Origin of the sequence: Rhodococcus sp. NPDC056506 (assembly GCF_042794945.1) — a bacterium.
GTDB lineage: Bacteria > Actinomycetota > Actinomycetes > Mycobacteriales > Mycobacteriaceae > Rhodococcus_F.
Map to the genome: position 1 here is coordinate 56154 of NZ_JBHTSW010000001.1, position 12662 is coordinate 68815.

At 61.8% G+C, this 12662-nt stretch carries 11 protein-coding genes; 6 read left to right on the forward strand and 5 right to left on the reverse strand.

Translation table 11 applies throughout. The features are described from left to right. Positions 1 to 101: 101 nt before the first annotated feature. On the forward strand, positions 102 to 485 hold the full coding sequence (locus ACFQ6H_RS00240) for a helix-turn-helix domain-containing protein (protein WP_378642483.1): 384 nt from the start codon (positions 102 to 104) through the stop codon (positions 483 to 485). Here ACFQ6H_RS00240 and ACFQ6H_RS00245 read toward each other — a convergent pair. The 3 genes from ACFQ6H_RS00245 to ACFQ6H_RS00255 form a co-directional block, all read right to left on the reverse strand. After that, the gene (locus ACFQ6H_RS00245; RefSeq protein ID WP_378642486.1) at positions 431 to 1879 is read right to left on the reverse strand and encodes a histidine-type phosphatase; all 1449 of its coding nucleotides are present in this window, start codon (positions 1877 to 1879) and stop codon (positions 431 to 433) included. The two genes, ACFQ6H_RS00240 and ACFQ6H_RS00245, sit on opposite strands and share 55 nt — an antisense overlap. 378 nt (positions 1880 to 2257) lie before the next feature. Then, positions 2258 to 3907 carry a class I adenylate-forming enzyme family protein gene (locus tag ACFQ6H_RS00250; protein WP_378642489.1) on the reverse strand — a complete coding sequence of 550 codons (1650 nt, stop codon included), beginning with the start codon at positions 3905 to 3907 and terminating at the stop codon, positions 2258 to 2260. Continuing rightward, a complete protein-coding gene (locus ACFQ6H_RS00255) occupies positions 3904 to 4857 on the reverse strand; it encodes a cyclase family protein (protein ID WP_378633305.1) in 954 nt (317 codons plus the stop codon). Before ACFQ6H_RS00255 ends, ACFQ6H_RS00250 begins: the two co-directional genes overlap by 4 nt. A gap of 115 nt (positions 4858 to 4972) precedes the next feature. Here ACFQ6H_RS00255 and ACFQ6H_RS00260 point away from each other — a divergent pair, with 115 nt between their 5' ends. Both ACFQ6H_RS00260 and ACFQ6H_RS00265 read left to right on the forward strand, forming a co-directional pair. Then, on the forward strand, positions 4973 to 5899 hold the full coding sequence (locus tag ACFQ6H_RS00260; protein ID WP_378642492.1) for a TetR family transcriptional regulator: 927 nt from the start codon (positions 4973 to 4975) through the stop codon (positions 5897 to 5899). Between the two features lie 94 nt (positions 5900 to 5993). Then, positions 5994 to 7673 (forward strand): oleate hydratase, encoded by a 1680-nt coding sequence (locus ACFQ6H_RS00265; protein WP_378642495.1) that lies wholly within the window; start codon positions 5994 to 5996, stop codon positions 7671 to 7673. 7 nt (positions 7674 to 7680) lie between these two features. Here ACFQ6H_RS00265 and ACFQ6H_RS00270 read toward each other — a convergent pair whose 3' ends face one another. Next, positions 7681 to 8058 (reverse strand): DUF5313 family protein, encoded by a 378-nt coding sequence (locus tag ACFQ6H_RS00270; RefSeq protein WP_003943558.1) that lies wholly within the window; start codon positions 8056 to 8058, stop codon positions 7681 to 7683. 30 nt (positions 8059 to 8088) lie between these two features. Continuing rightward, positions 8089 to 9060, reverse strand: coding sequence for a GlxA family transcriptional regulator (locus tag ACFQ6H_RS00275; protein WP_378642498.1), 972 nt, complete (start codon positions 9058 to 9060; stop codon positions 8089 to 8091). Between the two features lie 71 nt (positions 9061 to 9131). Between ACFQ6H_RS00275 and ACFQ6H_RS00280 the strand changes: the two genes are divergently transcribed. The 3 genes from ACFQ6H_RS00280 to ACFQ6H_RS00290 all read left to right on the forward strand — a co-directional run bounded on the left by ACFQ6H_RS00280 (position 9132) and on the right by ACFQ6H_RS00290 (position 12527). Continuing rightward, the gene (locus tag ACFQ6H_RS00280) at positions 9132 to 10448 is read left to right on the forward strand and encodes an MFS transporter (RefSeq protein ID WP_378536332.1); all 1317 of its coding nucleotides are present in this window, start codon (positions 9132 to 9134) and stop codon (positions 10446 to 10448) included. A gap of 78 nt (positions 10449 to 10526) precedes the next feature. Beyond that, positions 10527 to 12080 (forward strand): succinic semialdehyde dehydrogenase, encoded by a 1554-nt coding sequence (locus ACFQ6H_RS00285; protein WP_378536334.1) that lies wholly within the window; start codon positions 10527 to 10529, stop codon positions 12078 to 12080. Positions 12081 to 12083: 3 nt separating this feature from the next. Further along, positions 12084 to 12527 carry an SRPBCC family protein gene (locus ACFQ6H_RS00290; protein ID WP_378642501.1) on the forward strand — a complete coding sequence of 148 codons (444 nt, stop codon included), beginning with the start codon at positions 12084 to 12086 and terminating at the stop codon, positions 12525 to 12527. Positions 12528 to 12662: the final 135 nt, after the last annotated feature.

Here is a 12662-nt window from a genome sequence, read left to right on the forward strand (position 1 = left end):
GTGATTATCTGTCATCTCGGAGATACCGCCGGGTCCGTCCCATCCCATATTCTGAAACATGTTAGGTGAAAGCATATTTCAGGGATGGAAAAGGTGGCGACGTGAACGGGTCGAGCGCGCGTCAGTTGATGAGCCAGATGCTCGTCGAGAAACGAAACAGCCTTGCACCCGAAAAGGTCGGCATGCGAAGCGAGGGTGCTCGCCGCATGCACGGCCTCAGTCGGCGTGATGTCGCACAGATTGCCGACATCAGTTTCAATCACTACCAACGGTTGGAACAGGGTACGTCCGTGGGTGTTTCGGCTCCGGTCATCGTGAGGATCTGCGACGCCTTGTTGATGGAGGACGACGAGAAGGCGCGCATGCTGGCATTGCATCAGGCATGGGCGCGCCCTCGTCGACCTCGGCCCGGATCCCGAGTTGCCGGATCTCAGGCCGCCGGTGAAATCTCCGGTAGGCAGCGGGCCAGTTCGTCCGGCGTGTAGTAGAAACTACCGGCGCTCACCGGAGCGCACGGGGCCGCAAAGGCTGTCTCACGCTCGTTGTAGAGCATTCGGACCAGACGCTTGCCGTCCGGCCCGGCGTAGACGTCCCACTGCACGTTGGCAGCCATCGGGCTGACCTGCGCTCCGCGCCAGGGGTTGTTCGCATAGGTGTAGAGGTCGCCCTCCGCCTGCGAGACGGTGCTTCCCGGCAGTTTCAGGAGCGCCGCGAAGGGGATGATCGTTTCTGCGTGTGCGAACCGGAAATCCGCTCCCGGTACGGCGTCGTCGCCGTTGTGTTCCTGCAAGCCGCGCAGGAACTCGTCGCGGAGCACGGTAGCCATCCGATAGGTGACGTCTTCACCGGTGAAGCCCGGACCCTTGGCGTAGAAGTCCTCGGCATCGTTCGTGTACGCGAGCCATTGTGCGTCGGCAGGTTCGATGAATCGCTCGAAATTCCACTTGCCTTCTTCGGCCATGCCCGGAGTGATGATGTACGTGTTGTACAGCATGTATGCAGCGTCGACCTCGTTGTCGATCGTGCTGGAACCCTTGCCGCGGTCGACGAGTGAGTACTCGCCCGCGCTCAGGCGGTTGACGAAGTTCTCCGAGTAGAGCTTGAGCATCATGTGCCGTGAGACCTCGCGGGTGCGGGGAAGATCGGCGATCTGGTCGTCGACGGCTTTCAGTCGAGGATCGGACTCTTCGTAGTCCTTGTAGTCGGCATTTGCATCGGAGTCGTGGAAGTAGAGGAGATCGGCATCCGTCGTCACCGGTGCAACATCGCCGGCGACGGCTGGAAACGCACCGGTCAGGCCCTGAGCGAAGTTGTCAGCGCTGTCCACGGCACGGTCGACACCCGACGAGGTCAACGTGATGGTTCCCTGTTGCGCTGCGATGGCGTCGAACAGTTGGGGAAGGCGTTCGGTGACCCGCGCGCCGAGCTGCCTGTGTTCGGTGATCCCGAGTCCGCTGAGGTTGCCGTACCCCAGCTTCTTGTTGGCGGCCATGAGATCACGAAGGGCCGGGCCGAATTCCTTGCCTACGGGATTCAATGCGTTCTCGGCTTCGGCGATTTCCCACAGCTGCAGGCTCAGGTCGTCGTACTTCAGGCTCGACAGCGCTCTGGAACCATGGCGCGCAACGCTTTCCGTGTACACCGGGGAGTACGCCGTCGGCGGCGCCTGATAGTCGGCGATGCGCTGGCCGGGAGTGTAGGGCGTCTTGGACGTGAAACCGCCGTCGGTCGACGCCGGGGTCTCGGCCGAACCGGAACTCGAACCAGCGTCGAGCGAACCGAACGATGACGCCGTGGCGATGGACTGGACGCTGCTGGTGACAAGCACTAGTCCGACAGCGCCGGCAGCGGCCAGCACGCCGAAGCGTGAGCTTCGCATGGTGAGTTGATCCCCTCCGTCGGTGCCGAGGTGACACGACGGAAGGAAAGTTAGAACAGCTAAGCGTCCGAATTGCACCTATTTGCCCATGTGCAGATGGACGCGGGGTTACAAGTTTCGGATTCGGAGAGCTCAGGAGGGTTTGGCGGCAATCCCGATCGACACGGAGAGCGACAACGCTATGAGGGTCATGGCCAGCCACTGGTAGCTCTTGGGCGTGGGCTGCTTCTTACGTCCGAACTTGCTCACTGATGTCTCCCGTTTGTCCGTGGGTACTCAGCACATATTACTGTTCCATTACCCCAATGGCGCGGTCGAGAGGAAACTGTGCGCGATCAGACAGCAGGCGGACCGCGAAGTCCGCCCGCTGCCCTGTGATCAAGAGATCGTGCGCAGTTCCCGTCGCAGTATCTTGCCGGTGACGGTCTTCGGCAGTTCCTCCACGAGCACCACAGATCGTGGGTATTTGTACGCCGCCATCCGCTGTTTGCAGTGATCGATCAGTTCGTCCGGCGTCACCGACGCCCCCGCGACGAGGCTGACGAACGCCTTCACCGTCTCACCGCGGTATTCGTCGGCGATACCGACGACAGCCGCCTCACGGACTGCGGGGTGCTCGGCAAGAACGTCCTCGACCTCGCGTGGCCACACCTTGTAGCCGGACGCGATGATCATGTCCTTCTTACGGTCTACGACGTAGAACCAGCCGGCTTCGTCCATGAACCCCACGTCGCCGGTGTGGAACCATCCGTCGCGAATGGCCGACGCACTCTCCTCCGGCTTGTTCCAGTAACCGCGCACCACCTGTGGACCACGGACGACCAATTCGCCGATCTCTCCGATCGGCAGGACCGCACCGCCCTCGTCTTCGATGCGGACCACGGTGTTGGGTACTGGAACGCCGACGGACAGTGCCCCGGACGTGGGGTCGACGGGCGTATCCGCCCCGACGGGAACGGCGTGAGTGGGCGACGTCGTCTCGGTCAGACCGTAGATGTTGTGCAGCGCAGCACCGGTCATGGCGCGGACGGCCTCGGCGGCAGTCGGCGAGATGGGTGCGCCGCCGGAGTAGAGCAACCGCATGGACGTAAAGTCTTCCGGCGCGCAGCCCGGAGTGTTGAGCAGCGCGGTGAACGCGGTAATGGCTCCGACTGTGAATGTCGGTTGGTGCTCACGAATCGCGTCGAGCATCACCTCGGGCTGGAAGCGATAGGCCAGCACCAGCGGCATTCTCGCCAGGACGGACACCGCGATGTGACCGATCAACCCCGTGATGTGGAAGAGCGGTGCGACGCCGAGAACCGTGTCTTTCGGGGTGAGCCCCAGCCAGTCCCGGTACACCTGGGCGTTGAAGGTCATGTTCGCGTGAGAGGTCATCGCCCCCTTCGGCGGACCGGTGGTTCCCGACGTATAGGTCAGTACCGCGATGTCTTCCGGTGCAACGTCAGTGGTGACCGGATCGCCGAGCCGATGTTCGTCGATCAGGGTCGCAAGATCGTCCGTGCCGAGGTCCTTCTTCACGATTCCGTCGAAAATCCTTGGATCGTTGCGACTTTGGTACTCGAGTTCCGAGGTGGTGATAACTCGCCTGACCGGCGAGTCGGAGACGACATTGCGGCCCACGGACTCGTAGAGCCCCTCGAGTGCGATGAGAACGGCAGCTCCGGAATCTTCGAGTTGGTATCCCAATTCTCGTTCACGGCTCATGGGATTGATCGAGACTGCGACGCCGCCGGCTTTCCAGATTCCGGCGAGCGCGAGCACGAACTGCGGAACGTTCTGGAGGAACAGAGCGACGCGGTCACCCTCCACCAGTCCACCGGCTCGGAGTGCTCGGGCCAGGGCGTCACTCTGCTGATCCAGTTCGGCGAAACTGAGTTGACCGTCGAAGTACTTCACAGCCGTGGCGTCCGGATCAGAGCGGACCGTGGTCGCCAACATCTCGAGCATCGTGGGGTGCTCGACCTCGATGTCGGGGGGAACGTCGTTGCGGTACAACGCCAACCAAGGGCGATCTTCGTATGTCATTTGATGGCAACCGGATTCACGGGAGAGCCGCTGGCCTTGGCAACCTTGAGTGGTGCGGCGACGTACAAGAATGTGTACTGGCCGTCGGACGCACAGTCTTCAGCCAGTTTCTCGAGATCGCAGATCTCGGTGAACACCACGCCGAGATTGCGCATCAGAGCGTTGTGGAGTACCAGTGCCACACCGTTTTCGGGGTCGGTGGTGACCTCGTTGGCGATGGTATCCGTTACCAGGTTCGGGATCTCCATGTCCTGGAACCACTGGACGAGTTCGGGGCTGTAGATCAGGCCGGGCTCGCAGAAGCCCTCGTAGAAGGCTTCGCCCTGGTCGAAGAACAGCTTGAGGAAGTTGGTGCGGATGACGAGGATGTCACGCTTCTCGATGGTGACGCCCTGCGCTTCGGCACAGGCCAAAAGATCATGGTGCGTGAATGTTTCGGCCTTGTCGAGGTTTTCCTTGCCGCGGAACTTTGCCATGTCGAGAAGTACCGCACGTCCGACGACGCCGCGGTCGGCAATCGGTTCGACGCTGGCCTTCTCCAGGCCGCCGACAGTCGTGTCAGCGGAGTATCCGTTCCACAGCGCACCGTCGTACCAGACGTGGCCGAGTGCGTCGTACTGCGTCGAACCCTGCAGGAACGCGTCGATCTTGTCGTCCGCGTAATGCAGGCCGCCGGGGAAGTTGGGGGCGTCGTCGCCGTCCCAGCTGCTCTCGTCGAAGATCTGTGTGCGCTCGGCAGGGCTGCGTCCCGGCCACACCGGATCACCCTTGGGGTCGCCGATGAGCCGTTGAAGCGTGAACACGGAACCCTGCTTGATGGTTCCGACGCCACGAAGCACCTGTCCGGCGTCGAGGTAGTTCAGTGAACCGACCTCGTCGGACTCTCCCCACTTGCCCCAGTTGCTGGGTGCGTCGCGCAGGAGTTCTCCAAGATATGGCGCCTCGGTCATGGTGATTCGATCCTCTCGCTACCGACACCGAACGATCGCTCGGGCGGACCTGGGTCTTTGTGATCCACATCATGTTCAGGCCGATAATCAGTAGTCAACATGTTCACCGATTGCCGTGGTCATCGCATTGTTGGAAATCCAATGTTCGGGAATACTGAACGCTGTGACCGAAATCGAGAATGCCGTCCTGATTGGAGCGTCGATCCGGCAGGCACGGCGTCACAGCGGGCTCTCGCTGCGCGAATTGGCCAGGCGTCTCGATGTCAGCGCGGCTACCCTCAGCGCCGTCGAGACCGGAAAGACCAGGGTCAGCGTCGACAGGTTGGCGGCGATCGGGGGGATCCTCGGAGTGCGTTTCGACGCACTGCTCCCGGCCGCGATAGTGCGTCCGCCGGAACAGCCACGATGGGGTGGCGACGACGCGGACCCGAGCGCACATTTTCGCCCGAACGAGTGGCGAAGGTTTGGCCCGAGTTCGTTCGATCCGGTGTTGGCGGCCGCGCTTGCGGAGATGGTGAAGACCGGATATCACGGCGCTGCGATGCGTGAGATCGCCAAGCGCGCGCAGATGAGTGTGCCGGGTCTGTACCACCACTATTCCAGCAAGCAACAAATGTTGGCCGAAATTCTCGACCTCACCATGGCCGAACTCAACACGAGATCGTTGGCCGCAATCGACGAGGGCGAAAGTCCCTCTGAAAGGCTGGCTCTGCTCGTCGAATGTGTGACCTTGTTCCATATCTATCGCCGCGATCAAGGTTTCCTGGGTGCCAGCGAAATGCGCAGTCTCACAGACGAGAACAGGTTGCGCATCACGGAATCACGCAACTACCAGCAATGGTTGACGACGAAGCAAGTCGACGACGGAATCGCCGCCGGTGTGTTCGGGACGGATCGACCGCGACAGGCTGCGCGTGCAATCGTCGTGATGTGTGTCTCTGTCGCGCAATGGTATCGGCCGAGCGGACCACAAACGCCCGAGGAAATCGCACGCGACTATGCGCGTTTTGCGCTCGATCTGGTGCGCTACCGACGACCGTGACGGACGTCATCCGGTTCGGGTGATGCGCCTGCGCGCAAACGGGTCCATGCTTGGAAGGTATCCGTACCGCGACTCGAGTAAGGAACGAAACCTAATGTCTTCCAAGCTGTCTCACAAGGCCTACATGATCGGCGCCGGCATCGGAAACCTTTCGGCGGCGATCTATTTGATTCGAGACGGTGAGTGGGATGGTGCGGACATCACCATCATGGGTCTGGACATGCACGGAGCGAACGACGGCGAATCTGCCGCTACCTTCCAGCACCAGTACGGTCATCGCGAGCTCGGAAACGACGCGGGTTTCATCAACCGTGGCGGGCGCATGCTCAACGAGGAGACCTACGAGAACCTCTGGGACGTGCTGAGTGCGGTTCCGTCGCTGGACAACCCGGGAAAATCGGTAACGGATGACATCCTCGATTTCGACCACGCACATCCGACGCACGACGTTGCACGGTTGATCGACCGAGACGGCATCCGCAACAAGGGTGAGAACGACTACAAGCACATGCAATTCGACAACAAGGATCGCTACTTGTTGACGAAGCTGATGACGTTGCCGGAGTCGGACGAGGCAAAGTTGGACGATATCAGCATCGAGCAGTGGTTCGAGGACACTCCGCACTTCTTCACCACCAACTTCTGGTACATGTGGGAGACCACATTTGCTTTCAAGCGGGTGAGTTCGGCGATGGAGCTTCGCCGGTACATGAACCGAATGATTCTCGAGTTCAGTCGCATTCAGACGCTCGCCGGTGTCACCAGGTCGCCGTACAACCAGTACGAGAGCATCATCTTACCGATGCGGGCCTTCCTCGAAGGCAAGGGCGTGAAGTTCGTCAACGAACTGAAGATCACGGAGTTCGTGTTCAAGGACACTCCGCTTCGGGACGAGATCATCGTGACGGGACTCGACTACGAAAACGTCAGCACCGGTGAGAAGGGCCGAATCGACGTAGCGGAGGGCGATTTCGTCTTCGACACCAACGGCAGCATCACCGACAGCTCGTCGATCGGCGATCTGGATACCCCGATCGTGGAAGACATGAGGTACGCGCCGAGTGCACTGCTGTGGAAGCAGGCTACCGAGCATTTCTACGACCTCGGGAATCCCGACAAGTTCTTCGGGGATCGGGAGCAGAGTGAGTGGACCAGCTTCACCGTCACCACTTCGTCACACGAACTCATCAACGAGATTTCCCGAATCACCAAGCAGCTCCCCGGAAATGCGCTCAACACGTTCGTGGACTCGAACGTCCTTCTGTCGATCGTGGTTCACCATCAGCCGCACTATCACGCGCAGAAGGAGAACGAAGGGGTCTTCTGGGGTTACTGTCTGTTCCCACGCAAGAACGGTGACTACGTGAAGAAGCCGTTCATCGAGATGACCGGCCGGGAAATGCTGGAAGAGACGCTCGGACACCTCGAAGCGCTCGACGAGAGCGGTGCGCTCGCCGCGCGTCGACAAGAGATCATGGACAGCGTCGTGAATTCGATTCCCAGCCATATGCCTTACGCCAGTGCGCTGTTCAATCGGCGCGCCGTCGGCGACCGGCCGCTGGTGGTGCCGAAGCACTCCAAGAATTTGGCCTTCATCAGTCAGTTCGCGGAGTTGCCGTTCGACATGGTGTTCACCGAGCAGTACTCGGTGCGCTGCGCTCAAGTGGCCGTCTACAAGTTCCTGGGGATTCCGGAAGACAAGCTCACCAAGATGCATCACTACGAGAAGGATCCGAAGGTCCTCGCCAAGGCCGCAGTGACGATGTTCCGCTGAGGAGTGCTCAGCGACCGTGCCGCTTCTCGTAGTCCTCGCGAGTGCGATCGGCGCGGCGCTGGGCCTTCTCGTCGAGCAGTTCGGGATCGAGTCCGTGGCTCAGTAGGCGGTGACGGCGGTAGATGGTGCCGAGCGCCACGACGAAGTACGCGAGCGGGATGAGCAGCAAGGCCATCATGGCCAGGGGGATCCAGATCGGTCCGGGAATCAAGAGGAACAGTAGGAGAATCAGCGTCGCCGGCACTGTGAAACGAATGATGTAGCGCGCCTGCGCCCCCGGGCCCACCAGATCGTTCCGAACCCAGTCCTGATACCGGTCGGGGAGCGTCTTTCCCAGCAGGTATCCGCAGTATTGGGGGAAGTTCGGGCGAGTCTGTTCGGCCATGGTCTCCAGGATAGTGCCTGGTACTGCCGCTTACACCGGTGCCTTGAACGTGCGGCGGTACGCGCTCGGTGAAACGCCGAGGGCCTCGTTCATGTGTTGACGCATCGATGTCGCAGTCCCGAAGCCGGTTCGAGCAGCAATTGCATCGATCGACAGATCGGATTCCTCCAAAAGTTCCCGTGCTCGATCGACACGTCTGCTGGTCAACCAGCGGTTCGGTGTCGTTCCGACTTCGTCGCGGAATCGGCGACTGAACGTACGGACGCTCATGTTGGCGCGCGTCGCCAGGTCCGCCAGGGTGATCGGCTCGCCTAGATGTTCGAGGGCCCAGTGCCGAGCGTCGGCAGTCGATTCCGAAGGCTTGTCGGCCAGGGGGCGCCGGATGTACTGCGCTTGGCCGCCGTCGCGCCACGGCGGTACGACGCAGCGCCTCGCGACGGTGTTCGCCACTTCCATGCCGTGGTCGCGCCTGACAATGTGCAGACAGAGATCGACGCCTGACGCCACGCCGGCCGACGTCAGGATGTGGCCTTCGTCGACGAACAGCACGTCCGGATCCACGTTCACCTTGGGATAGACACGCTGGAAATGGTCGGTGTTGCGCCAGTGCGTCGTGGCGCGGAGTCCGTCGAGCAAACCCGCCGCGGCAAGGATGTAAGAGCCTGTGCAGATCGAGACCAGCCGAGTGCCCGGCCGGATGTGTTGGAAAGCTGCGGCCAACTCGGGGGAGAGGTAACCGTCTTCGTAGGCCGGACCCAACTCGTACGACGCGGGGATGACGACGGTGTCGGCGGTGGCGAGCAGTTCACTCCCGTGGTCGACCGAGATGCTGAAGTCTGCATCGGTCTGCACGGGATTGCCATCGACGGTGCAGGTGAGGATCTCGTACAGCGGCCGATCCTCGATGTCGAGGGCACGCCCGAAGATGCGCGCCGGGATGCCGAGTTCGAAGGGTATGACTCCATTCAGAGCCAGTACGACGACGCGATGCGGACCAGACATGGCTTGATTCTTTCATATATTGGCAATCTGGCCACTGTTCTCGATCGAATCCGAACTGCAGAATCTTCTCTGTGACTTCTGAGACCGCTCTCCCCGAATCGGGCCAACAGCAGGTGAGCCCGCCGCGCTTTCACCGCGCCTGGTCCGTCGCGATCGTGGCGTTCCTGGCGTTGGTCGGTGCGGCGAGCTTCCGCGCCGCGCCTTCGGTGCTGATCGATCCGCTGCACGAGGATTTCGGTTGGTCGCGCGCCAGCATCTCCGCCGCAGTCTCGGTCAACCTGATTCTGTACGGGCTGACCTCTCCGTTCGCCGCTGCCTTGATGGAGAGGTTCGGTATCCGGGCGGTCGTCACCTCGGCGTTGGCGCTCATTTCACTCGGTAGCGGTCTCACGATATTCATGACCTCGAGTTGGCAGCTCATCCTGCTGTGGGGTGTCTTTGTCGGCCTCGGCACGGGTTCGATGGCGCTGGCGTTTGTTGCCACCATCGTCGATCGATGGTTCGTCGAGAAGCGCGGTCTTGTGACCGGCATCCTCACCGCCGGTGGTGCGGCCGGTCAGTTGGTGTTCCTGCCTGTCCTGGCGAAGATCGCCGAAACCTACGACTGGAAGAGCGTCGCATTCACGGTCTCGTTCGCCGCACTGGCCGTCGTGCCGTTCGTTCTGCTGTTCCTGCGCAACTACCCGTCCGACGTGGGTACGACGCCCTACGGTGCGCCCGCCGACTACACCCCACCGGCCAAGCCTGTCTATCAGCGCGGCGGCGCCGGAGCCCGCGCGATCTCGGTACTGGTCATGGCGTCGAAGACCAAGGTGTTCTGGCTTCTCGCCGGCACCTTCGCGATCTGCGGCGCAAGCACCAACGGCCTGATCGGAACGCACTTCGTTCCGGCGTCGCACGATCACGGAATGCCGATCACCACGGCCGCGTCCCTGTTGGCGTTGATCGGAATCCTCGACATGGTCGGCACCATTGCTTCGGGTTGGTTCACCGACCGGATGGACTCGCGAAAACTTCTCGGCATCTACTACCTCTTCCGCGGAATCTCGCTGCTCTTCCTGCCGCTGCTGCTCGCCAACACCGTGAATCCGCCGATGATCGCGTTTGTGATCTTCTACGGGCTCGATTGGGTGGCGACGGTTCCGCCGACCGTCGCGCTGTGCCGTCAGCACTTCGGTGCCGACGCCCCCATCGTGTTCGGTTGGGTGCTGGCATCGCACCAGATCGGTGCGGGTCTGGTGGCCTTCTTGGCCGGCCTCGTTCGTGATCAGATCGGCTCGTACGACGCTGCCTTCTTGGTGGCCGGCGCGCTCTGCGCGATCGCTGCAGTCATGTCGTTGTTGATCGCAAAACGTCCGAAAGAGGCAGTATTGGTTGACTCTGTCTGATTCGGCACTGTGATCGGTACCACCGACGGGGTAAGTTGTGTGTAACTCCAAGAACTACTCACCAGTAGGGGTACTGAAATGCCTGCTCCGTCCGCTGCGACCTTCTCGCGGCTCGCCGATCTGATCGCCATCGACAATGTTGCCGATCGCCCGACGAAGTCCATCACCGAGGTGTTCACCGGCAAGGAGCTGGCGACCATCCCCGTCGGCACCGCCGACGACGCACTTGCGGCCATCGCCCGCGCGCGCGTCGCTCAGAAGGAATGGGCCAAGCGCTCAGTCCTCGATCGCGCTGCCGTCTTCCACCGCTACCGCGACCTCATCCTCGAGAACCGTGACGCACTCATGGACATGGCTCAGGCCGAGACCGGAAAGTCGCGTACCGCAGCTCAGGAGGAAGTCCTCGACATCTCGATGACGTCGCGTCACTACGCACGCGTGGCGCCGAAGCTGCTGCGTCCGCGTCGCGTCTCCGGCATGCTCCCGGGCCTGACGAAGACCGTCGTCCGCTACCAGCCCAAGGGTGTCGTCGGCGTCATCTCGCCGTGGAACTACCCGATGACGCTGGCCGTGTCCGACGCCGTCGCCGCGCTGCTCGCCGGTAACGCCGTTGTCCTCAAGCCGGACAGCCAGACGCCGTACTGCGCGCTCGCCTGCGTCGAACTGCTCTACAAGGCGGGTCTGCCCCGCGACCTCTTCGCCGTGGTTCCCGGACCGGGCTCCGTCGTCGGCACCGCGCTGGTCGAGAACACCGACTACCTCATGTTCACCGGTTCCACCGCGACCGGTCAGCTCCTCGCCGAGCAGGCCGGCCGTCGACTGATCGGCTTCTCCGCCGAACTCGGTGGCAAGAACCCGATGATCGTCGCCGCCGGCGCAGACCTGCGCGAGGTCACCGACGCCGCTGTGCGTGCGTGCTTCTCCAACTCCGGTCAGCTGTGCATCTCCATCGAGCGCATCTACGTCGAAGAGTCCATCGCACCCGAGTTCATCCGCATGTTCGGTGATCGCGTCAAGAAGATGAACCTCGCCGCCGGATACGAATTCGGAATCGAGATGGGCAGCCTCGTCTCCGAGGCGCAGGTCAAGGCAATTTCCGCTCATGTCGACGACGCAGTCGTCAAGGGCGCCACCGTCATTGCCGGCGGCAAGGCCCGCCCGGACATCGGACCGCTGTTCTACGAGCCCACGCTGCTCACCGGGGTTCCCGAGGACGCCGAGTGCTACCGCGACGAGACCTTCGGGCCGCTCGTCTCGATCTACCCGGTCAAGGACGTCGAAGAGGCCATCGCTCAGGCCAACGACACCGAATACGGCCTCAACGCCAGTGTTTGGGCGGGAAGCAAGGCTGCCGGTGAAGCTATCGCAGCGCGCATTCACGCCGGCACCGTCAACGTCGACGAGGGTTACGCTCCCACCTGGGGCAGCACCGCAGCACCGATGGGCGGCATGGGCGTCTCGGGCGTCGGTCGTCGTCACGGCGCCGAGGGTCTGATCAAGTACACCGAACCGCAGACCGTTGCCACCACTCGCGTCATGAATCTCGGTGGACCGCGCGGACTTCCGGCCAAGGTGTGGGCAAAGCTCATGCCTCACGCCATCAAGATCATGTCCTGGGTTCCGGGCCGGTAGCGGGTGGAGACCGCCAGCGCCTACATCGAGGCGACGCCGGTATCGGTGTGGAAGGTTGTCAGCGACATCGAGGGTTTGGGTCGCTTCAGTCCTGAAAACACCGGCGGCACGTGGACTTCCGGAACTCCGGGCACTGTTGGTGCAAAGTTCAAGGGCACCAACAAACATGGTCTGATTCGCTGGAGCACGCACTGCACGGTGGTCGACGTGGTCGACTGCCGGAAGTTCTCCTTCGAATCGGACGAGCCGAAAGCGCGGTGGACCTACGTGCTCGAACCTTCGGGAACGGGCACTGTGCTCACCGAGACTCGTGAGATCTACGCGACGCCCGCACTTTACGTGCGCATGATGTCGGGTAGCGGCCTACTCGGTCGGGGTCGAGATCAGCTGATGCAGACCGGAATGGAAACTACTCTGGCGCGTATCAAGGCGTTTCTGGAGAGCTAGAAACTGACACAAGTGGGGCGGGGCGGGGTTAGGGTGGGGCCCCCCCACAGGTTTTTGTGGTTTTTTTTTTTTTGGGGGTGGTGGGGGCCGGGGGTTTGGGGGGGGTGTAAAACAACGCGGATTTGGAGGGGGGGT